The sequence below is a fragment of the Bradyrhizobium sp. CCBAU 11430 genome (genome assembly GCF_028128855.1).
In the GTDB taxonomy this organism is placed as follows: domain Bacteria; phylum Pseudomonadota; class Alphaproteobacteria; order Rhizobiales; family Xanthobacteraceae; genus Bradyrhizobium; species Bradyrhizobium ottawaense.
Map to the genome: position 1 here is coordinate 251,672 of NZ_LBJV01000069.1, position 20,376 is coordinate 272,047.

Consider the following 20,376-nt stretch of genomic DNA (forward strand, 5'->3'; position numbering starts at 1 on the left):
GGCGTCTTGGCTAACAGCTGGTAAATCGGCCTCCGAATCAGGCCGGACTTTGGGGCGGAGGGACGTTGGCGAGATACCAGTCGCGCAAAGAGCTCAGCGCGGGATGTGCCAGCGAGCGCTGGAGATAGGTCCAGATCCGCGGCTGGTGACGCAAATAATGCGGCTTACCATCGCGGCGGTTGAGGCGGGCGAAGGTGCCGAGCAGCCGCGTATTCCGCTGTGCCGACATGATGGCGTAGAGCTCGGCGAACCCGGCCGGATCGAAGCCGGCATCGCCAGCGCGCCGCGCCTTGATGTAGCGCGACAGCAGCGTCAGCTCGAGACTTTCGGGCACGTCGATGCGGGCGTCCTGCAGCAGCGACACCACGTCGTAGGATTGCGGACCGAGCACGGTGTCCTGGAAATCGATCACGCCGACGCGCGCGATGCCGGCGCGATCCGGAAGCCAGATCAGATTGGGCGAGTGATAGTCGCGGATGATCCACGTCCTCGGCGCGGCCAGCGGCTTCCTCAGCAGCTCGCGCCACATCGCGAAGAATTCCGAGCGCGCCGCCTCGCTCAGCGGCGCGTTGCGATCGGGCAGGTACCATTCCGGCATCAAGCTGATCTCGATCAGCAGCGCCTCAGCATCGAAGAGGGGAATGTCGTAGGTCTGTCCGTCCAGCGGCAATGTTTCCGGCAGCGTCTTGCCGTGGAGCACGGCCAGCACATCGGCCGCGGCCTCGTAGCGCTCGGCAATCGGGCGTGGCGGGTCGCCTTCGATCACGCCTTCGCTGCCGAAATCCTCGGTGATCAGGAAGCCATGGTCGAGGTCGGAATGGTGGATCGCGGGCGCCGAGATGCCCTGCGCGCGCAGGCCTTCGTCGATGGCGACGAAGGGCTTGACGTTCTCGGCGAGATGCACCGCGGCGCTGTACGATTTTCCGTTGTACGTCGCAGCACCATCAGGGCGCTGCGGAAAGTTCATGAGGATGACGATCTCATCGTCGCGCAGCAGCCGCGCATAGGAGCGCGTCGAGGCATCGCCGGCCATGCGCTTGCGAGTCGCATCCATGTAGCCAGTGGCGTCGAGGAATTCGCGCAGCGCCTGCAGCCGCGCGACAGCGGCGGCCGCCTTGCCGTAACCGGTGATGTCGGCGGCGCGCGCATTCGAGCCCAGTGCCGGCCGATGCGTCAGCGCGATGTCGATGCGATCCTGTGGCATCGCCGACGGCGCGCGCTCTGGCCATTCGATCAAGACGAGTGTGGCATCGGGCAGCGGCGACAGCCCGATCTCCTCGAGCTCGCTCTCATCCTCGACGCGGTAGAGATCGGCGTGCATCACCGGAAAGGGCGGCAGCTCATAGCCCTGCACCAGGGTGAAGGTCGGGCTGGGCACTTCCAGCGCCTCGTCGCCGGCGAGGTAGCGGATGAGCGCGCGGGCGGCCGCGGTCTTTCCTGCGCCGAGATCGCCGGTGAGGGTGATGACATCGCCGGGACCGACCAGCAGCGCGAGGTCGGCCATCAGTTGCGCGGTGGCCGTCTCGTTGTGAAGCGCGACGGAGAATGTGGTGGGCGCGCTCATTCGGCGGCGTCGCGATGCGCCGCCTGGTCGGTCGGAAAGTCACAGATCACGACCGTGCCCCGGCCGACGATCGAATCCACCCGCACCTTGCCGCCATGCAGCTCGACGAAGGAGCGCACCAGCGACAGGCCGAGCCCGGCGCCGCGGTGACGCGAGCCCTGCGAGCGGCTTTCGAACCAGTTGAACACCTTGTCCTTCATGTCGGCAGGTATTCCAGGCCCGGAATCTGTCACAGTGAAGACCACGCTGCGTTCGGTGCGGCGTGCGCTGATGCCGACGGTGGAATCCTGTGGAGAAAATCCGACGGCATTGGCGAGGAGGTTATAGAGCACCTGCACCACGCGCTTCTCGTCGCCGACGAAGCTGCCGACATCGGGCGCGATCTCGACTTTTAGGCGGATGCGGTCGGTCGCGAGCCGGTCCTGGATGCCTTCGGCCGCGAGCTCGATGGTCTTGCTGACGTCGACCGGGCCGAGTTCCAGCTTCATGGCGCCCGCGTCGATGGTGGCCAGATCGAGGATGTTGTTGGTCAGCGCCAGCAGCGCATTGGTCGATTTGGTGACGTAGTCGAGATATTCGGCCTGTTTCGGCGTCAGCGGCCCGGTCGAGGGATCGCTGAGGAAATGCGCGAAGCCGATGATGGTGGTGAGCGGCGAGCGCAGCTCGTAGGAGACGTGGTGGACGAAATCCACCTTCATTTGGTCGGCGGCCTCCAGAGCCTCGTTGCGCTCGCGCAGCGCGCGCTCGACGTTCTCGGTGTCGGTGATGTCCTGGAACGTCAGCATGGTCGCGCCGTCATGCAGCGGGCGGATCATGCCGTCGAGCACGCTGCCGTCCTTGCGCTCCAGCTTCAGCGGCACGTCGGCGCGGCTCTCGATCGAGGTGACGGCCTCGCGGATCTGGCGCCAGACCGTGGGGTCGTCGAACAGCTGATGGCACCAACCTTCCACCGTCTGGATGTGCGGCTCGTCGCGCATGGCATCGCTCGACAGTTTCCACATCCGGACGAAGGCCGGGTTGAACAGCTGCGCCTTGCCGTTGCTGCCGAACACCGCGACGCCCTCGGCGAGGCTGTCCAGCGTCTCGCGCTGGACACGGATCATGCCGTCGAAGCGGCGGGCGAGCTCGAGGCTCTCGGTGACGTCGTCGAACAGATAGGTGACGCCGCCTTCCGGGTTCGGCGTGGTGACGACCGAGAGCGCGCGGCCGTCGGGCAGGTACCAGGTGTCCTTGGTGGTCTCGACCGCGCGATAGGCCTCGTGCAGCTTGGATTTCCAGGCACGGAAGTCCGGCTGTTCCGGCAGTTTTCGCGCGGCACGGAGCTGATCCAGCACGCTGGAATCATCGGGATTGGCGTCGAGGAAGGTGCGGTCGAGGTCCCACAGCCGGCGGTAGGAATCGTTGTAGAAGGCGAGCCGGCGCTGGCCATCGAACACGGCAACGCCGGAGGAGAGCTGGTCGAGCGTGCGCCGATGCGCCTCCGCCATCCGCACCAGCGCCGAGCTGAGCGCGTCCGCCTCGCTGGCATCGATGGCGACGCCGACGCTGCCGCTGCCGACATTGACCGCGCGCACATCGTAGATGCGGCGCTCGCCGCTGATCACAATCGGCAGCCGGGCGTTGAAATTGGCGGTGTCCTTCAGTCCCCGTTCCATCGCGGTGCGGTCGGCGCTGTCCAGCAGCTCGAGCTTGCGCTCCTGCGCATCGGTGACGTTGTTCGCCTCGGTGGCACGAACATAGGCCGGGTTGGCGTAGGTCAGCGCGCCGTTCTCGCCCTTGGCCCAGATCGGCCAAGGTGCGTTGGCGGCAAAGCCGCGCAGCATCTCGGTCTCGTCGGAGAGCGCGTTGTAGCGCAGATTGGTCTCGGCCAGATCGCGGCGGAGACCCGAGAGTTCGCGAATCCGGACAATGGCCTGGCCGCCGATGGCGCGGCCGATGGCCTCGAGCGTGTGGCCATGCGCGGTCGTCAGCGTCAGCTGGAACCCGTCGCCGCGGTCACGCAGCGCATCGACGGCGTGATCCATCTGGAGCGCGGGCTCGGGCGGCAGCCAGGTTCCGAATGCGAGCACCCGTTGCGGCGAGGAGTCGCGCGGCAGCACCATGGAGATGTCGCCGGAGATCTGCGCGCGATTGTCGCCGGCCGGCCAGGAGATCAGGATCTGCGGCTCGGCGAACAGCAGCGCGCCGAAGCGGTCGGCCTGGAGCTGGAGTTCCCCGATTCGGGCGCGCAGCCGCGCCTCGTTCTTCGCGGTGCGCACGCGCGTGCGCATCAAGAGGATCGCAGCCACCACCGAGAAGCCGAGCAAGGCCAGCGCGGTGGCGAGCACCGCGAGTTCCTGCCGGTTGAAATCCAGCATGATGGAGAGGGTGTCGATGAGGTCGGCCGCCTCGGCCGGCGCAGCCGGCAGCAGCGCTGCAAGAGCGCCTCCCAACAAGCCGTTGCGCACGAGCGATGTGCACGACAGCAGCGTCCGACGCATCGACACGATCACGCCTGACATAGTTGCCCCAAGACCGCACGAATTTACGCGCGGCGACCCCCGTCGCGCGCGAATCAAACGACAATACCCTCACCGCGACTCCGCCGGTAAGAGTCCAGATCGTGAACGCAAAGGCGGCCCCAAAAAAATGCCGGGGGAGGGGTTCCCGCCCACGTAGTTCTTCGGGATGATTCGGCTGAAATTGCCGTGCGTTAGCGGGGCTGAATATTTGGGCGACATGGCCGCCGCGGAGCAGGTGCGCTCCCTCCCCTGCTCTGCGCGTCGACCTCTCCCGCAAGCGGGAGAGGTAAGAAACTAGCGGCCGGTCGAGCCGAAGCCGCCGGCGCCGCGATCCGTGGCCGACAATGTGGCCACCGGAACCAGCGCGGCCTGCACCACGGGCGCGATCACCATCTGGGCGATGCGCTCGCCGCGCTTGATCACGAACGGCGCCGCGCCGTGGTTGATCAGGATCACCTTGATCTCGCCGCGATAGTCCGCGTCGATCGTGCCCGGCGCGTTCAGCACGGTGACACCGTGCTTGGCGGCAAGCCCCGAGCGCGGCCGCACCTGCGCCTCGTGCCCGGCCGGCAATGCGATCGCAAGGCCGGTCGGCACGAGCGCATATTGCCCGGGGGCGAGCGTCATCGGCTCGCTGTCCGGCACCGCCGCCATCAGATCGAGGCCGGCAGCCTCGGTGGTCTGATAGGCCGGCATTGGCAGGCCTTCCGCATGGGCCAGGCGTTGCAGTTCGACAGTGACCTTCGTGCTCAAGATGCCGGCTCCAGGGATTTGTCGGTCACGCTTTTCGCGATGTGCGCGACCAGTTCGATGGCGACCTGTTCCTTGGTCATCACCGGCCAGGAATCAACTGCAATCTCGCCGTCCTTCTCACCAGTCTTGCGACTGATCAGATGCACGGTGTTGCGGTCGCCGCCCATCACGCCCGTGGCGGGCGAGACGTCATTGGCGACGATCCAGTCGCAGCCCTTGCGGGCGAGTTTTGACTTGGCGTTGTCGATGAGGTGCTCGGTCTCGGCGGCAAAGCCGATCACCAGCGGCGGGCGCTTGTCGGTCAGCTTCGAGATCGTGGCGAGGATATCGGGGTTCTCGATCAGCTGAAGCGGCGGCATGCCGGCTGCGGTCTTCTTCAGCTTCTGCTCGCCCTCGTTGGCAACGCGCCAGTCGGCGACGGCGGCAGCAAAGATCGCGATGTCGGCGGGGAGCGCGGCCTGCACCTGCTCCAGCATCTGCCGCGCCGATTCCACATGCTTCACCGTCACGCCCTGGGGATCGCTGAGGTCGACCGGACCGCTCACCAAAATGACCTCGGCACCGGCGGCCTGTGCGGCGGCGGCGATGGCAAACCCCTGCTTGCCGGAAGAGCGGTTGGCGATGTAGCGCACCGGATCGATCGGCTCGTGGGTGGGACCTGCGGTGATCAACACGCGCTTGCCGGCGAGCGGGCGCGGCACCGGCGGCCGCAGCAGACGCTCGGCGGCGGCGGCGATCTCGATCGCTTCGGACATGCGGCCGACACCAGCTTCGCCCGCTTCGGCCATCTCGCCGGAATTGGGCCCGATCAGCACCCCGCCGTCGCGCTGCAGCTGCGCGACGTTGCGACGCGTCGCCGCATTGTTCCACATCAGCGGGTTCATTGCCGGTGCCAGCAGCACCTTGCGGTTGGTCGCGAGCAGGATCGCGCTGGCGAGATCGTCGGCGTGGCCGTTGGCCATCTTCGCCATCAAGTCGGCGGTCGCGGGCGCCACCACGATCAGGTCGCAGTCGCGCGCAAGCCTGATATGGCCGGCGTCGAACTCGCTCTGGGGGTCGAACAGGTCGGTATAGACGCGCTCATGGGAGAGGGCGCTGACCGCCAGCGGCGTGACGAATTGCTGCGCCGCTTTGGTCAGGACACAGCGGACCTCGACGCGGCGCTCCTTCAACCTTCGGATCAGGTCGAGCGATTTATAGGCTGCGATCCCGCCGCCGATGATCAGGGTGACGCTGGCCTCAGGGACGGCGCCGGTGCGCTGAGGGGTGGGGGCGACGGAGGCTGCCGGCGGCGCCGAAAACGGCGTCAGCGGCTCCTCGCGGCCCTCGATCAGCTCCCGCAGGATGACCCGGACCTCTTCCTCGACCGATCTGCGGTTCTTGGCCGAGCGCAGCCGCAAATAGGTTTTGACGCCGTCGTCGAGCTTGCGGATGGTCAGGCTTGCCATGACGCCCCTCCAGCACGGAATGATAGCGATGCTATCAATCGTGTGATTGCAATGCAATCAAACTTTTGGCAATCACAGATTCCGGACGGCGATCAGGATCCCGATGAAGGTCGCGGCGATGATCCAGAGCGCGACGGTGCGCCAGCGGTTCTTGCGGCCCTCGCTGCGACCCATCGCGGCGATGCTCTCCGGCGACAGCCTGATGCCCTCCCGCGTCATGGTCTCGAGCTGCTCCAGCACCTTCACCGACCGCTCGGCGATCTCCGGCAGGCGCATCAGCACGCGCGCGATGTCTCCGGTCCCGGCGAGGGCACCCTGCACCCGGCCTATGGGTCCGAGATTGCGCTCGATCCATTCGCGCACCACGGGGTCGGCGATCTTCCAGATGTCGAGCTTGGGATCGAAGCCGCGCGCCACGCCCTCGACCACCACCATGGTCTTCTGCAGCAGGATCAGCTCGGGCCGCGTCGTCATGTCGAACAGGCCGGTGACCTCGAGCAGCAGCGTCAAGAGCCGCGCCATCGAGATCTCTTCCGCCGTGCGGTTGTGGATCGGCTCGCCGATGGCGCGGATCGCCTGCGCAAAGTTCTCGACCGAGTGATGCGCGGGCACGTAGCCCGCCTCGAAATGCACCTCGGCGACGCGGCGATAATCGCGAGTGATGAAGCCGAGCAGGATTTCCGCGAGAAAACGCCGCTCCTTCATGCCGAGCCGGCCCATGATGCCGAAATCGACTGCGACGAGTCGTCCCGCGTCATCGAGGAACAGATTGCCCGGATGCATGTCGGCGTGGAAGAAGCCGTCGCGCAGCGCGTGCCGCAGGAAGCTCTGGATCACCTTGCGGCCGAGATCGGGCAGGTCGACCTGCGATTCTGCCAGACGCTTGTGATCGTTCAGCGCGATGCCGTCGATCCACTCCATCGTCAGCACGTTGTGCGTGGTGCGGTCCCAGTCCACGGACGGCACGCGGAAATCAGGATCGCCCTGCGTGTTCTCCGCCATCTCTGACAGCGCCGCAGCTTCCAGCCGCAGATCCATCTCCATGGCGACCGAGCGCGACATGGTGTTGATGACCTCGATGAGCCGCAGCCGCCGCGCTTCGGCCGAGTAGGTCTCGGCTTTGTTTGCGACGAAGAAGAAATCGGAGAGGTCGCGGCGGAAGCGTGAGGCCACGTTGGGCCTGAGCACCTTGACCGCGACCGACTTGCGGATGCCGGCGTGCAAGACCTCGCCGCGATGCACCTGCGCGATCGAGGCCGCCGCGACGGGAGGGCCGAAGCTCACAAACACGTCCTTCAGCGGCCGCTCCAGCGAGGTCGCGATCGCGGCTTCGGCTTCGTCCTGCGGAAACGGCGGCAGGCGGTCCTGGAGACTTTCGAGGTCGCGCGCCATGATGACGCCGACGATGTCGGGGCGTGTGGCCAGGAATTGTCCGAGCTTGAGATAGGCGGGGCCCATCCGCGTCAGCGCGCGCGATATCCGCGGGCCGTGCTTGACGCCACGCCGTTCGACGAGGCGCGCCAGCTTCAGAGCGAGCTGTCCCGGCGGCGGCACCAGGCTCGGATCGACCGAGCCGAACACGCCCTCGCGCGCAAACACGAACGCGGCGCGGATCAGGCGCGCAATGTGGGTGAAGGCAGAGATCACAAACGCCAGCCCGAATGCAGTGCGACGATGCCGCCGGACAGGGTCTGCCAGCTGACGCGGGCGAAGCCGGCGTCGCGGATCATGTCGGCGAAGGCGTTGGGTTTTGGAAACTTGCGGATGGACTCGACGAGATATTGGTAGGACTCGGCGTCGCCCGTGATCATGCGGCCGAGCGGCGGGATCACCTTGAACGAGAACAGGTCGTAGATCCGATCGAGCCCGGGCATCTCGACGGTGGAGAATTCCAGGCACAGAAAGCGGCTGCCGGGCTTCAGCACGCGATAGGCCTCGCGCAGCGCCAGATCGATCCGGGGCACGTTGCGAATGCCGAAAGCGATCGTATATGCGTCGAAGCTGCGGTCGGCGAAGACGAGCGCTTCGGCATTGCCTTCGACGAAATCGACCCGGGTTTCGAGATGGCGCTTCGCGGCGCGCTCGCGGCCCACCGCCAGCATGTCGGTGTTGATGTCGCAGACGGTGGCATGGAAGCCGGGGCCCGCGGCCTTTGCGGCGCGGAACGAGATGTCACCGGTGCCGCCGGCGACGTCGAGCAAGGCGAACGGCCGGTCGCTCCGGGGCGGGTCGAGCGCGGTGATCATGATGTCCTTCCAGACCCGGTGCAGGCCACCGGACATCAAATCGTTCATCAAATCATAGCGCGACGCCACGCTGTGAAACACATCGTTCACCAGCGTCTGCTTGTCCCCGAGGGGGACGTCCCTGAAGCCAAAATGCGTGGTTTCGCCCGGCCGATCCATTACTCTGCTCCACTGGGCGAACCATAGCGCGCCCGCCGCAATGGCGCTATCACACCGCCCTCATAAGGTGAATGCCTGAACCATGCCTGAATTGCCCGAAGTCGAGACCGTCCGCCGCGGCCTTCAGCCCGTGATGGAGGGTGCGAAAATCCTGGTGGCGGAGGCCCGCCGGCCGGACCTGCGCTTTCCGTTCCAGCCGGACTTCGTGGCCCGGCTTCAGGGGCAGGTCGTCACGGGGCTCGGCCGCCGTGCAAAATATCTCATGGCCGATCTCGCCTCCGGCGATGTGCTCCTGATGCATCTGGGCATGTCGGGCTCGTTCCGCGTCATCAAGCCGGACAACGAGGCAGCTCCCGGCGAGTTTCACTATCCTAGGGGTAAGGACTCCACGCACGACCACGTGCTGTTTCGGATGTCTTCCGGCGCCGACATCGTCTTCAACGACCCGCGCCGTTTCGGTTACATGAAAGTGATCGCGCGTAACGCACTCGACGAGGAGCCGCTGCTGCGCGGCCTCGGCCCCGAGCCGCTCGGCAACGAATTCGACGCCGCGATGCTGGCGCGGTCCTGCGAAGGCAAGGCCACCAGCCTGAAGGCCGCGCTGCTCGACCAGCGCGTGGTGGCGGGGCTCGGCAACATCTATGTCTGCGAAGCCCTGCATCGCTCGCATCTGTCGCCGCGCCGGATCGCGGCGACGCTCGCGACCAAGGGTCGCAAGGGCGTTGGCGGCGGCGAGCCGACCGATCATGCGAAGCGATTGGTAAGTGCGATCCACACCGTGCTGAACGACGCCATCAAGGCCGGCGGCTCGTCCTTGCGCGACCATCGCCAGACCTCGGGCGAGCTCGGCTATTTCCAGCACTCGTTCAAGGTCTACGACCGCGAAGGCGAGAAATGCACGACGCCGGGGTGCGGTGGCACGGTCAAGCGGTTTACGCAGAATGGCCGGTCCACCTTCTGGTGTCAGAAGTGTCAGAAGTAGAAATCCATGCCGACGCCGCAGCTTGAAACCGAACGGCTGATCCTGCGTCCGCTGGCGCTGTCAGACGTGCCGGCGATCCAGCGCCATTTCGACAATTGGAACATCATCCGGCATCTCTCGATGGTCGTGCCGTGGCCGTATCCCGCCGACGGAGCGGAGACGTTTGTCAGGATGCAGTTCGACAAGATCTCAGCCGGCGACGACATCCATCTCTGGGTTCTGGTGCTCAAGGAGGGTGACGGCGAGGCGATTGGAAACATTCATCTGCGGCCCCGTGCCGAAGGCCCGAAAGGCAATCGCGGCTTCTGGCTGGCGGAGCCTTACTGGCGGCGCGGACTGATGACGGAAGCCATCGCCGCGGTGAACGATTTTGCCTTCCTCACGCTCGGCCTCGATCATTTCTACGTCTGCAACGCCGCGACCAACGAAGCCTCGCGTCGGGTCAAGCAGAAGACCGGCGCGGAATTCGTCGGCTTCATCGAGCTCGCCCATCACGACGGGCAATCGAAGTCCGAGAAATGGATCGTGCGGCGGGAGGCCTGGTTGGGCAACAGATCTGCGATTGAAGGCTAATGCATGCCCAGCGTCATGGTCGGGCTTGTCCCGGCCATCTGCGTTCTTCTTCCCTGTTGCCAAGACGTGGATGCCCGGGACACCTGCGCGAAGCCGCGCTTCGCGCTTTTGCCCGGGGCGTGACGGATGGATGGGGGGCAAACAACGCGGAGCGAAGCAATCCGGCCGGGCTGGTGGCCGGATTGCTTCGTCGCTGGAGCCCTTCGGGATGGTGAGGGCCGGCTGCCGTCTGAGCGACCGCCCCGGTCAGGACGCCAGTGTCGTAGTCTCGTCCGCCGAAAGCTCGGCAGCGACATGCAGCATGCCGCACGCAGCCGATATCACCTGGTCGATCTGGACATTGGTCGTGGCACTTAGCTCGAGCCGGGTTTCGATCCAGCGCCAGAGGCCGCGGATCTCGTCCGCCGACTTTCCGTTCGGCGCGAATTCGCTCACCGCAAGGCCGTTCGCGAGCGAGTCCTGGTGATCGTTGCGCATCACGATCAGCGGGCGCGCGAGCACGTCAGAAAGATCGAGCGCCGCTTCCTCGGCGAGGGTGTTGGCGGCGTTGTCGATGCGCTGGCCGCGGATCGGCGTCTGGTTCAACACGAAGCTGTAGGGCCGCTTCCAGGCGCGTGCGACGCTGAGCGTCGAGACGGTCGCCTCGATGTCGGCGACGCTCGGGCGGGCCGGGATCAGGCAGAGATCGGAATGGCGGATTGCAGCGGTGGTCGCGGCGCTGAGGCCGGCGGCGGTGTCGACGATCGCAAGCTGCAGGCCGCGGTCAGCCAGCATCTTCAGGCGCGGCTCGATGTCGGCTGCGTGATAGATCGGGTCGACGACGAGATCATCGGCGGTGCGGCGGCGCTGCCAGTTCGACAGGGTGCCCTGCGGGTCGGTCTCGATCAGGCGGACGGTGAAGCCGGCCTGCTTGGCCGCGAGCGCGAGGCCGATGGCGAGCGTGCTCTTGCCGCTGCCACCCTTTTGGGTGGCCAGTACGATCGTGTGCATTTGAAGATCAATCCTTTGGAATGCTTGGGTCAGGAATACGCCACGCGAACGTGCATCGATCTCGATGCTGAGCCTTCTAGCTCAGGACGTGCCGGCCCGATCCAAAGGGGGATCGCGGAGGTCCGAATCAGCAGCAACGATGATGGCGGAAGAGGGATGGCCAGCTAATCCGTACCATTACTGGACCAGTAGTCGTACGTGTGATGATGCTCGCGGCTCGGTTGAGCTCGTGCCCCGGACAAAGCGCAGCACGCTAGTGATGCGCTGCTGAGCCGGGGCCCAGAAAGCCACTTGCACGGAATTTGAGGAAGCATGGGTCCCGGCTCAGCGGCGCGGCACTACGCGCCGCACCGCGTCCGGGACACGAGAGTTGGCGTTAGACCTACTTCCGGACGCAGATCACGCGCACGACGGCAGCTTTTGCATCCGTCGAGGTGCCGTTCGCTGTGACCTCGTTCGCCTTCAGGAAATCGCGCACCGTTTCCGCGGACACCATCACCGCCTGTGACGCCGGCACCGATGTCGCGGGCCCCGCGACCATCGCCGGCTTCAACAGCGCAATGCCGGCGAACTTGCCGTCGCCATCGATCGCCGGACCCCCGGATACCCCGACCGCCGGCGGTGGGGACAGCACGGAATCGCTGCTCGGGACCGGCGCCAGCGCGGCCTTGATGCTCGACACGCCGGCCGCGCCACCCTGGCTCTGCGGATCGGCGATGCCGACGACATCCACGTTCGTCCTTGCCGCGCCGCCAGCGAGGCTGAACGGCTTCAGGCCGCGCGCGCCGTAGATATGCAGGAGTGCGAGACCGCGCTCCTTGTCCTCGGCGAGGCGATCGGCGCTGCCATAGCCGGCGATCGTGATGGCAAGACAGTTGTCGGTGACGAGCCGGTCGGTGACGATCGCGCCGTCGTCGCTGACGACGAGGCCGGTGCCGTACTCGACGGTCTTGCGGGGCGGCGGCCCGGCCTGCGGGCCTGGCGGAAATGCATTGAACGCGCTCGACATCGCGATCACGACCGGCTCGACCGTGTTCTCGGTCGCCTGGTCGTAGAGGATTGTCATGGTGCGGACCTCGTCGCCTCTAAAGGTGCCGCGGACGTAAAATTTCTTCAGGCCCTGCAAACCCGACAGCACGAAGAAATCCGGCTTCACCACGGTGTAATCGACCTTGCGCCCGGACGGCTCCTTCTCAAGCTCCGCGAGTTTTGCCGTGGTCGGGTTCGCCTCCTTGCGGCGGCTGAGCAGCACCTGCACGGTTCCAGTCGGCGAGGTCCATTTCGAGCCGTTGGCGTCGCTCGCCTGCTGCGGCACCAGTTTCGAGGGGATGCCGAGCCGGGCGCCGCTGGTCGGCTCCGTCACGATCTTCCAGCCGACGCCGTCCTGCTTCTTTCGCGCCGTCTCGGCCAGCGCGGCGCGCTCCAGCGGATTGAGCACGCCGGTCGGCTTGCCGCCCTTGGCCTTCTGGTATTCCTTGATGGCGGTGACCAGCCGCGCGCTGGCGTCGCCGGTGATGGCGCCGTTGTATTGGCCGACCCAGGCGAGGTCGGATTGCAGCGACAGCCGCTCCCCCTGCGCCATCGCATCCGCCGTCGCCGACGGCGTCTGCATTGCGGGTGGCCGGATCGGCACGATCTGGACCGGCTTCGGCTTGGTACCGGGGATCTGCGGCGTCGTCATCTGGGCGTTCGCGCCTGTGGCAGACGCAAACATCAGTGTTGCCGCAAGCATCGATCTCATGACAAATCCAGCCAGCCCATTGAACGCAATGTCATTCAAGCACATCTCGTTGGTCGCGAACAATGTAGCGGTGGTTCAGGCCTAAGGTCGAGCCGCGTACTCAGGTCCTCATCCTGAGGAGCGGCCTCAAGGCCGCGTCTCGAAGGATGGCCGCGGCGAGATCGGGGCCTGCATGGTTCGAGACGGCGCTTTGCGCCTCCTCACCATGAGGAGTGAAAGCGACGGCTTGGTAGGAGAGGCGTACGACGATGCTGAGCCCGGACGAACTCGAACGCTATGCCCGTCATATCGTGCTGCGCGACGTCGGCGGCCCGGGCCAGGCCGCGCTGAAGCGGGCCTCCGCGCTGGTGGTCGGTGCCGGCGGGCTCGGCGCGCCGGCGCTGATGTATCTGGCCGCCGCCGGTATCGGCACACTCGGCGTGGTCGATGACGACGTGGTGTCGCTGTCCAACCTGCAGCGCCAGGTGATCCACACCACGCCCGATATCGGCCGGCACAAGGTCGAGAGCGCGGCCGAGCGGATTGCGGCGCTCAATCCGCATGTTCGTTTCGTCGGCCACGCCACCTGGCTGAATGCCGACAATGCGCTCAGCCTGATCGGCGACTACGACCTCGTGCTCGACGGCTCCGATAATTTCTCGACGCGCTATCTGGTCTCGGACGCCTGCTTCTTCGCGAAGCGGCCGCTGATCACGGCGGCGCTCGGCACCTTCGACGGCTCGCTCACCACCATCCGCGCGCACGAGACCAACGAGCAGGGCGAATTCAATCCGACCTATCGCTGCCTGTTTCCGGAGGCGCCGCCGCCGGGTACCGTTCCGGCCTGCGCGGAAGCCGGCGTCATGGGTGCGCTGGCGGGCGTGCTGGGATCGATGATGGCGATGGAGGCGATCCGCGAGATCGTCGGTTTCGGCGACGGCCTGGTCGGCCGCCTCCTGATGATCGATGCGCGCGCGATGCGCTTCGAGACGCTGCGCTACGAGCGCGATCCGGCCAACCCGCTCAATGGCGACGGGCCGGTGTTCGACGATTTGAGCATCCACCGCGAGTAGAGGTGGCAGTGAAACCTCAGAGCATGCTCGGCAGCACGCGATCCGGCGGCTTGTGGGCGTCGAGGAAGGTGCGGATGTTGATGATCACCTTCTCGCCCATCTCGACGCGGCCTTCGATCGTGGCCGAGCCCATATGCGGCAACAGCGTCACCTTGCCGGCCTTGGCAAGCCGCACCAGCTTCGGGTTGACCGCGGGCTCGTGCTCGTAGACGTCGAGCCCGGCGCCCCCGATCTCGCCGCCTTCGATCAGCTTGATCAGCGTGTCCTCGTCGGTCACCTCGCCGCGCGCGGTGTTGACGATGTAGGCGTCCTTGCGGATCAGCTTCAGCCGCCGCGCCGAGAGCAAATGATAGGTCGCCGGCGTGTGCGGACAGTTCACCGAGATGATGTCCATCCGCGCCAGCATCTGGTCGAGGCTTTCCCAATAGGTCGCCCCTAACTCCTCGGCGATCTTCGGCGCGACGGGACGGCGGTTGTGATAGTGGATCTGCAGGCCGAAGGCGCGGGCGCGGCGCGCCACCGCCTGGCCGATGCGGCCCATGCCGATGATGCCGAGCCGCTTGCCGCCGATGCGGTGGCCGAGCATCCAGGTCGGCGACCAGCCCGGCCAGGGTTTTCCTTCGGTCAGGATCGAGGCGCCTTCGATCATCCGCCTGGGCACGGCGAGGATCAACGCCATGGTCATGTCGGCGGTGTCCTCGGTCAGGACCTTCGGCGTGTTGGTGACGGTGATGCCGCGAGCATGCGCGGCCTCGACGTCGATATTATCGACGCCGTTGCCGAAATTGGCGATCAGCCGCAGCTTGCAGTCGGGCTGGTTGATGATGTCGGCGCTGATATGGTCGGTGACGGTCGGAACCAGCACGTCGGCGGTGCGTGCGGCTTCCGCGATCTGGTCGGCGGACATCGGCGTGTCCTCGAGATTGATCCGCGCGTCGAACAATTCGCGCATCCGCGTCTCGATCGAATCCGGCAGCTTGCGCGTCACCACGACGAGGGGCTTTTTCTTCACCGACATGTCCTGCTCTCATGAGGCGTCGCAAGCCGCCTCTGTCGCCAAAGGCCGGTCGTTGAGGTCTCATTAACCCGGTTGTTCGACACTGCCCTTGCCGTGTCCGTCCCCGGCGTTTCCTTCAAGCTCTCCCGATATTTCCGGCCGGAAAAATCGGGGCAAACTGGTTGTTCAAGTGCCCGTCCTCTCTAGCAGAAGGCCGGGCCAAGACAAGAACCACGGGTCAAGGCTTGGGAACACCCGCGTGGGGCGGGTCAGGGGGTTGCGCGGCAGGTTTTGGAATTTGGGGTGAGGACCCGGCTCGGGCCGGGTCTTCGACAGGAGACGGGTTGATGGCGTTGGGGCGTTTTTGTTCGGTGATGGCGCTCGTTTGCACCTGGTTGAGCGCTTCGGTCGGCCCCTCGCATTCGGCCAAGGATACGACGCCCCAGACCGCCAGCGGCCTGCCGGTGCCGCGCTATGTCAGCCTCAAATCGGATCATGTGAACGTCCGCGCCGGCCCGACCAAGGACAATGACGTGGCCTGGGTCTACACCCGTTCGGGCCTGCCGGTGGAAATCACCGCCGAGTTCGAGAATTGGCGCCGGGTGCGCGATTCCGAAGGCGCCGAGGGCTGGGTCTATCACTCGTTGCTGTCGGGCCGCCGCACCGCGGTCGTCACCATGAAGCACAAGGACGACCTCGCCCCGATCTACGATCGCGCCGACCTCGACAGCGCGGTTGCAGCAAGACTCCAGGCCGGCGTCGTCACGCAGGTAAAGAAGTGCGCTGCAAACTGGTGCCGCGTCACCGGCAACGGTTTTGACGGCTGGATCCAGCAGGAGCGCCTCTGGGGCGTGTATTCGGACGAGCAGGTGAATTGACGCTGCCGTCGTCCCGGCGAATGCCGGGACCCATAACCACAGGTTAAATTGTTTTGGAAGGCGTCAGCCAGCGTGCCTCATTGAGGGATCACGCGGTATGGGTCCCGGCGTTCGCCGGGACGACAATAGAGTTGTGAGGTTCAGCGCTTCTTGCGCAGGCGCACGACCATGTCGATGCGCGCGATCTCGTAACCCTCCGGCACCTCCGGCATCTTGGACAGCGCCAGATGCGGATCCTCGATGTCGACCAGCTCATGGCTGTTCTCGAGGTAGTAGTGATGGTGGGTGGTGACGTTGGTGTCGAAATAGGTCTTGGTGCCGTCGACGCTGACTTGGCGGAGCAGGCCGGCATCGGTGAGCTGGTTCAGCGTGTTGTACACGGTCGCCAGCGACACCGGAACCTTGGCCAGCGTGGCTTCCTCGTACAGCATTTCAGCCGTCAAATGACGCGCACCTTTGCCGAACAACAGCCAGCCCAGTGCCATGCGCTGGCGCGTCGGACGGAGCCCGGCGGACTGGAGCATTTCATTGACGTCGTGCCAGGGGCAGCCCGTCAGAGCCGGCTGGCGGCCGGACAAGAGGGCCGCGGCATGGACGTCGTCGTCGTGATGGGGCGCGGTATTCTCGTTCATTTCCAGATTTCGGGCACGCGTGAACAATATCTCTCAGCAATATAAGAACAGAAAGATGCAGATGCAAGTTTCTCGCAACTAGAGGGGTTCTAATCAGGCTTGGAACCGGAGCGGGATCGCGTCATTTTACCTTCGTGGATGCGCTTTGCTACCCGAAATAGCCTGTGTTAGAGAGCGCGCGGTTCCGCTTAGCCGATTTTGGCGCAGCCGGGCATCGAAGCCCGGTCCGCAGTCCATCCGGGGCATGCGGGCGCAGCGCCTGACAGTGGCAATTGGCGTTGCTCTCCGACCGAGACGGGGCCCATTTTCGCCAAAAAGCGCCGCTCAATCGGAATTCAAACAGAGGCTCGTGCATGCTGAACAGGCGCAACGGTTACGAATATGAAGATCTGCTGGCCTGTGGCCGCGGCGAGATGTTCGGCCCGGGCAATGCCCAGCTGCCGTTGCCGCCGATGCTGATGTTCGACCGCATCACTGACATCAACGACAATGGCGGCGAGTTCGGCAAGGGGCTGGTGCGCGCCGAACTCGACGTGAAGCCCGACCTCTGGTTCTTCGGCTGCCACTTCAAGAACGATCCGGTGATGCCCGGCTGCCTCGGCCTCGACGCGCTGTGGCAAATGGTCGGCTTTTACCTGGGCTGGACCGGGGGCGAAGGTCGTGGTCGCGCGCTTGGCCTGAACGAGCTGAAGTTCAGCGGCCAGGTGCTGCCCGAGGCGCGCAAGGTTGTGTACAACGTCGATATCAAACGCGTGATGCGTTCAAAGCTGGTGCTCGGTATCGCCGACGGGTGGCTTTCGGTCGATGACCAGATTATTTATCGCGCCAAGGACTTGAAGGTCGGCCTGTTCAAGCAGGGCACGAGCCTGGGCTGAGCGCATCACCAAGACAACAACGATTGAGGCGAGGCTGTCATGAGGCGGGTTGTGGTCACCGGGATGGGCATCGTCTCGTCGATCGGAAACAACACCCAGGAAGTGCTTGCGAGCCTTCACGAGGCGAAGTCGGGCATTTCGCGGGCTGAGAAATATGCCGAGCTCGGCTTCCGTTCGCAGGTACAGGGCGCGCCGACGCTCGATCCTGCGACGGTGGTCGACCGCCGCGCGATGCGTTTCCTCGGCCAGGGCGCGGCGTGGAATCACGTCGCGATGGAGCAGGCGATCCAGGACTCCGGTCTGTCGCCTGACGAAGTCTCCAACATTCGCACCGGCATCATCATGGGCTCCGGCGGCCCGTCCGCCCGTACCATCGTCGAATCCGCGGACATCACCCGCACCAAGGGACCGAAGCGCGTCGGACCTTTCGCAGTGCCGAAGGCGATGTCGTCCACGGCCTCCGCGACGCTTGCGACCTGGTTCAAGATCAAGGGCGTGAACTATTCGATCTCCTCGGCCTGCGCGACGTCGAACCATTGCGTCGGCAACGCCTATGAGACGATCCAGATCGGCAAGCAGGACGTCATCTTCGCCGGCGGCTGCGAGGAACTGGACTGGTCGCTCTCCGTGCTGTTCGACGCCATGGGCGCGATGTCCTCGAAATACAATGACACGCCGGCCACGGCCTCGCGTCCCTACGACGTCAACCGCGACGGCTTCGTCATCGCCGGCGGCGCCGGCGTGCTGGTGCTGGAAGAGCTCGAACATGCCAAGGCGCGCGGCGCCCGCATCTACGGCGAGATCGTCGGCTACGGCGCGACCTCGGACGGCTACGATATGGTCGCACCTTCAGGCGAAGGCGCCGAGCGCTGCATGCGCATGGCGATGTCGACGGTGAAGACCAAGGTCGACTACATCAATCCGCACGCGACCTCGACCCCGGCCGGCGATCCGCCGGAGATCGACGCGCTCCGCCGCGTGTTCGGAAGTGGAGAGAAGTGCCCGCCGATCTCGGCGACCAAGGCGCTGACCGGCCACTCGCTGGGCGCCACCGGCGTGCAGGAGGCGATCTACTCGCTGCTGATGATGAATAACGGCTTCATCTGCGAGAGCGCGCATATCCAGGAGCTCGACCCTGTCTTCGCCGACATGCCGATCGTGCGCAAGCGCATCGACAACGTCAAGATCGGCACCGTGCTGTCGAACTCCTTCGGCTTCGGCGGCACCAACGCCACGCTGGTGTTCAGCCGGTTGGATGCGTGACGTCGTTGTTGGCGTACTGTTGATTTTCTCGTCATGGCCGGGCTTGTCCCGGCCATCCACGTATTGGGACTAGGTTTGGAAGGGCGTGGAAGCCCGAGCATGACCTAAGCGGAAGGTAATCGCGAGATGGAAGGTCTGATGAAAGGTAAGCGCGGTTTGATCATGGGCATCGCCAATGATCATTCGATCGCCTGGGGCATGGCGAAGACGCTGCATGCCCACGGCGCCGAGCTTGCCTTCACCTTCCAGGGCGAGGCCCTCGGCAAGCGCGTCAAGCCGCTGGCGGAGCAGCTCGGCGTCGATCTGGTGCTGCCGTGCGACGTCGAGGACATCGCCAGCGTCGATGCGACCTTCGATGTGCTCCGTGAAAAATGGGGCAAGCTCGATTTCGTCATCCACGCCATCGGCTTTGCCGACAAGAACGAGCTGAAGGGCCGCTACGCCGACACCAGCCGCGAGAACTTTTCACGCACCATGGTGATCTCGTGCTTCTCGTTCACGGAAGTGGCGAAGCGCGCCGCCGAACTGATGACGGAGGGCGGCAGCATGATCACGCTGACCTTCGGCGCCTCCGAGCGCGCGATGCCGAACTACAACGTGATGGGCGTGGCCAAGGCGGCGCTGGAAGCCTCCGTGCGCTATCTCGCCTCCGATTTCGGACCGCGCGGCATCCGCGTCAACGCGATCTCGGCGGGCCCCATCCGGACGCTCGCCGGCTCCGGCATCGGCGAGGCGCGCGCGATGTTCGCCTTCATGCAGAAGCATTCGCCGCTTCGCCGCGGCGTCACGCTCGACGAGCTCGGCGGCTCGGCGCTGTATCTGCTGTCGGATCTCTCCGGCGGCGTGACCGGCGAGATCCACTATGTCGATTCCGGCTACAACATCGTCCTGATGCCGAGGCCTGACGATTTGAAGACGCCCGACTGAGGCGTCCGCGAGTAGCCTGATATGACGACGCCGTAGGGTGGGCAAAGGAGCGCAAGCGACGTGCCCACCATCTCTGCGTGATCGCAATAGATACATGACGTGGGCACGCTACGCTTTGCCCACCCTACGAGAGTTCGTCTAACCCGCGGCGATCTTCTCCGCGCGCTGGAACGCGGGACGTGCCATGCAGCGCGCGAGATAGGCGTCGAAGGCAGGGCGCGACGGCACCATCTTGAACAGGCGCAGCGCGAAATTCAGGCCCGAGCCGATCGTGACGTCGGCGGCCGAAAACTCCTCGCCGAGAATCCACGGCCCCTCGGCGAGCGCAGCTTCCAGAACGTCGAACACCTGCGTCGCGCTGCCCCAGGCCGCGGTCGAGGTCGGGATCTCGATCTTGGTGAAGATCTGGATGATGGCAGGTTCGATGCAGCCCGGGGAGAAGAACAGCCATTGCAGATAGCGCGCGCGGCGCGGGTCGGTCACGGCGGGTGCGAGCTTCGTCTCGGGGTAGCGGTCGGCGATGTAGGCGCAAATGGCCGCGGCCTCGCCAAGGGCTGCATCGCCGTCGCTGAGCGCCGGCACTTTCCCCATCGGATTGACCTTGAGGAAATCCGGCGCCTTTTGCGCGCCGGTCGAGATGTCGGTCAGCACGCGCTCATAGGGCAGGCCGCTCTCTTCCATCAGCCAGAGCGTCGTGAACGAGCGCGAGCGGGGCGACCAATAGAGCTTGATCATGGCGGGAACCTTTCATCGGCGGAAGGCCAGCAGCGTGCAATTCATGCCGCGTTTGCCGCG

18 protein-coding genes are annotated in these 20,376 nt (G+C 65.3%); 7 read left to right on the forward strand and 11 right to left on the reverse strand.

Features of this window, described 5'->3' with window-relative positions:
- Nucleotides 1-37: 37 nt before the first annotated feature.
- From tsaE to ubiE, 6 genes are all read right to left on the reverse strand, one after another.
- Nucleotides 38-1,564, reverse strand: a complete 1,527-nt coding sequence (gene tsaE / locus XI04_RS29590; RefSeq protein ID WP_038949464.1) for a tRNA (adenosine(37)-N6)-threonylcarbamoyltransferase complex ATPase subunit type 1 TsaE — start codon at nucleotides 1,562-1,564, stop codon at nucleotides 38-40.
- Nucleotides 1,561-4,065: a sensor histidine kinase gene (locus XI04_RS29595; protein ID WP_018323415.1), complete on the reverse strand. Its 2,505-nt coding sequence runs from the start codon at nucleotides 4,063-4,065 to the stop codon at nucleotides 1,561-1,563. The genes tsaE and XI04_RS29595 overlap by 4 nt, the downstream gene beginning before the upstream one ends.
- Before the next feature lie 294 nt (nucleotides 4,066-4,359).
- Nucleotides 4,360-4,818: a dUTP diphosphatase gene (dut, locus tag XI04_RS29600; protein ID WP_271609471.1), complete on the reverse strand. Its 459-nt coding sequence runs from the start codon at nucleotides 4,816-4,818 to the stop codon at nucleotides 4,360-4,362.
- The gene (gene coaBC, locus XI04_RS29605) at nucleotides 4,815-6,266 is read right to left on the reverse strand and encodes a bifunctional phosphopantothenoylcysteine decarboxylase/phosphopantothenate--cysteine ligase CoaBC (RefSeq protein WP_271609472.1); all 1,452 of its coding nucleotides are present in this window, start codon (nucleotides 6,264-6,266) and stop codon (nucleotides 4,815-4,817) included. Before coaBC ends, dut begins: the two co-directional genes overlap by 4 nt.
- Nucleotides 6,267-6,338: 72 nt before the next feature.
- A complete protein-coding gene (gene ubiB / locus XI04_RS29610) occupies nucleotides 6,339-7,913 on the reverse strand; it encodes a 2-polyprenylphenol 6-hydroxylase (protein WP_271609473.1) in 1,575 nt (524 codons plus the stop codon).
- Nucleotides 7,910-8,671 (reverse strand): bifunctional demethylmenaquinone methyltransferase/2-methoxy-6-polyprenyl-1,4-benzoquinol methylase UbiE, encoded by a 762-nt coding sequence (gene ubiE / locus XI04_RS29615; RefSeq protein WP_212475310.1) that lies wholly within the window; start codon nucleotides 8,669-8,671, stop codon nucleotides 7,910-7,912. The genes ubiB and ubiE overlap by 4 nt, the downstream gene beginning before the upstream one ends.
- An 82-nt stretch (nucleotides 8,672-8,753) precedes the next feature.
- On the opposite strand from ubiE, the gene mutM reads away from it, so the two are divergent.
- A complete protein-coding gene (gene mutM / locus XI04_RS29620; RefSeq protein WP_038970609.1) occupies nucleotides 8,754-9,653 on the forward strand; it encodes a bifunctional DNA-formamidopyrimidine glycosylase/DNA-(apurinic or apyrimidinic site) lyase in 900 nt (299 codons plus the stop codon).
- Between the two features lie 6 nt (nucleotides 9,654-9,659).
- The gene (locus XI04_RS29625; RefSeq protein WP_038970610.1) at nucleotides 9,660-10,226 is read left to right on the forward strand and encodes a GNAT family N-acetyltransferase; all 567 of its coding nucleotides are present in this window, start codon (nucleotides 9,660-9,662) and stop codon (nucleotides 10,224-10,226) included.
- A gap of 246 nt (nucleotides 10,227-10,472) precedes the next feature.
- Here XI04_RS29625 and XI04_RS29630 read toward each other — a convergent pair whose 3' ends face one another.
- Both XI04_RS29630 and XI04_RS29635 read right to left on the reverse strand, forming a co-directional pair.
- Entirely contained in the window at nucleotides 10,473-11,216 is a 744-nt protein-coding gene (locus XI04_RS29630; RefSeq protein WP_271609475.1) for a ParA family protein, read from the reverse strand.
- 382 nt (nucleotides 11,217-11,598) lie between these two features.
- A complete protein-coding gene (locus tag XI04_RS29635; RefSeq protein WP_271609476.1) occupies nucleotides 11,599-12,957 on the reverse strand; it encodes a peptidoglycan-binding protein in 1,359 nt (452 codons plus the stop codon).
- 248 nt (nucleotides 12,958-13,205) lie between these two features.
- Between XI04_RS29635 and XI04_RS29640 the strand changes: the two genes are divergently transcribed.
- On the forward strand, nucleotides 13,206-14,009 hold the full coding sequence (locus tag XI04_RS29640; RefSeq protein ID WP_038949454.1) for a HesA/MoeB/ThiF family protein: 804 nt from the start codon (nucleotides 13,206-13,208) through the stop codon (nucleotides 14,007-14,009).
- Nucleotides 14,010-14,025: 16 nt separating this feature from the next.
- Here XI04_RS29640 and XI04_RS29645 read toward each other — a convergent pair whose 3' ends face one another.
- Nucleotides 14,026-15,027, reverse strand: a complete 1,002-nt coding sequence (locus tag XI04_RS29645; RefSeq protein WP_018323404.1) for a 2-hydroxyacid dehydrogenase — start codon at nucleotides 15,025-15,027, stop codon at nucleotides 14,026-14,028.
- Between the two features lie 326 nt (nucleotides 15,028-15,353).
- Between XI04_RS29645 and XI04_RS29650 the strand changes: the two genes are divergently transcribed.
- Nucleotides 15,354-15,884, forward strand: a complete 531-nt coding sequence (locus tag XI04_RS29650) for an SH3 domain-containing protein (RefSeq protein WP_018323403.1) — start codon at nucleotides 15,354-15,356, stop codon at nucleotides 15,882-15,884.
- Nucleotides 15,885-16,024: 140 nt separating this feature from the next.
- Here XI04_RS29650 and irrA read toward each other — a convergent pair whose 3' ends face one another.
- Nucleotides 16,025-16,516, reverse strand: a complete 492-nt coding sequence (irrA, locus tag XI04_RS29655; protein WP_094894280.1) for an iron response transcriptional regulator IrrA — start codon at nucleotides 16,514-16,516, stop codon at nucleotides 16,025-16,027.
- 353 nt (nucleotides 16,517-16,869) lie between these two features.
- On the opposite strand from irrA, the gene fabA reads away from it, so the two are divergent.
- The 3 genes from fabA to fabI all read left to right on the forward strand — a co-directional run bounded on the left by fabA (nucleotide 16,870) and on the right by fabI (nucleotide 19,581).
- Complete coding sequence (fabA, locus tag XI04_RS29660) at nucleotides 16,870-17,391, forward strand: bifunctional 3-hydroxydecanoyl-ACP dehydratase/trans-2-decenoyl-ACP isomerase (RefSeq protein WP_018323402.1); 522 nt, start codon at nucleotides 16,870-16,872, stop codon at nucleotides 17,389-17,391.
- A 39-nt stretch (nucleotides 17,392-17,430) separates the two neighbouring features.
- Nucleotides 17,431-18,654, forward strand: a complete 1,224-nt coding sequence (gene fabB / locus XI04_RS29665; RefSeq protein WP_038949452.1) for a beta-ketoacyl-ACP synthase I — start codon at nucleotides 17,431-17,433, stop codon at nucleotides 18,652-18,654.
- Nucleotides 18,655-18,780: 126 nt separating this feature from the next.
- Nucleotides 18,781-19,581, forward strand: coding sequence for an enoyl-ACP reductase FabI (gene fabI / locus XI04_RS29670; RefSeq protein WP_028139498.1), 801 nt, complete (start codon nucleotides 18,781-18,783; stop codon nucleotides 19,579-19,581).
- A 138-nt stretch (nucleotides 19,582-19,719) separates the two neighbouring features.
- Here the strand turns inward: fabI and XI04_RS29675 are convergent, their stop codons facing one another.
- Nucleotides 19,720-20,316, reverse strand: coding sequence for a glutathione S-transferase family protein (locus XI04_RS29675; protein ID WP_271609477.1), 597 nt, complete (start codon nucleotides 20,314-20,316; stop codon nucleotides 19,720-19,722).
- Nucleotides 20,317-20,376: the final 60 nt, after the last annotated feature.

Excerpts from the sequence above, each read along its gene's own strand:
- tsaE (WP_038949464.1), bottom strand. The coding sequence starts at position 1,564 with ATGAGCGCGCCCACCACATTCTCCGTCGCGCTTCACAACGAGACGGCC.
- XI04_RS29595 (WP_018323415.1), bottom strand. The coding sequence starts at position 4,065 with ATGTCAGGCGTGATCGTGTCGATGCGTCGGACGCTGCTGTCGTGCACA.
- coaBC (WP_271609472.1), bottom strand. The coding sequence starts at position 6,266 with ATGGCAAGCCTGACCATCCGCAAGCTCGACGACGGCGTCAAAACCTAT.
- ubiE (WP_212475310.1), bottom strand. The coding sequence starts at position 8,671 with ATGGATCGGCCGGGCGAAACCACGCATTTTGGCTTCAGGGACGTCCCC.
- mutM (WP_038970609.1), top strand. The coding sequence starts at position 8,754 with ATGCCTGAATTGCCCGAAGTCGAGACCGTCCGCCGCGGCCTTCAGCCC.
- XI04_RS29625 (WP_038970610.1), top strand. The coding sequence starts at position 9,660 with ATGCCGACGCCGCAGCTTGAAACCGAACGGCTGATCCTGCGTCCGCTG.
- XI04_RS29630 (WP_271609475.1), bottom strand. The coding sequence starts at position 11,216 with ATGCACACGATCGTACTGGCCACCCAAAAGGGTGGCAGCGGCAAGAGC.
- XI04_RS29635 (WP_271609476.1), bottom strand. The coding sequence starts at position 12,957 with ATGAGATCGATGCTTGCGGCAACACTGATGTTTGCGTCTGCCACAGGC.
- XI04_RS29640 (WP_038949454.1), top strand. The coding sequence starts at position 13,206 with ATGCTGAGCCCGGACGAACTCGAACGCTATGCCCGTCATATCGTGCTG.
- XI04_RS29645 (WP_018323404.1), bottom strand. The coding sequence starts at position 15,027 with ATGTCGGTGAAGAAAAAGCCCCTCGTCGTGGTGACGCGCAAGCTGCCG.
- XI04_RS29650 (WP_018323403.1), top strand. The coding sequence starts at position 15,354 with ATGGCGTTGGGGCGTTTTTGTTCGGTGATGGCGCTCGTTTGCACCTGG.
- irrA (WP_094894280.1), bottom strand. The coding sequence starts at position 16,516 with ATGAACGAGAATACCGCGCCCCATCACGACGACGACGTCCATGCCGCG.
- fabA (WP_018323402.1), top strand. The coding sequence starts at position 16,870 with ATGCTGAACAGGCGCAACGGTTACGAATATGAAGATCTGCTGGCCTGT.
- fabB (WP_038949452.1), top strand. The coding sequence starts at position 17,431 with ATGAGGCGGGTTGTGGTCACCGGGATGGGCATCGTCTCGTCGATCGGA.
- fabI (WP_028139498.1), top strand. The coding sequence starts at position 18,781 with ATGGAAGGTCTGATGAAAGGTAAGCGCGGTTTGATCATGGGCATCGCC.
- XI04_RS29675 (WP_271609477.1), bottom strand. The coding sequence starts at position 20,316 with ATGATCAAGCTCTATTGGTCGCCCCGCTCGCGCTCGTTCACGACGCTC.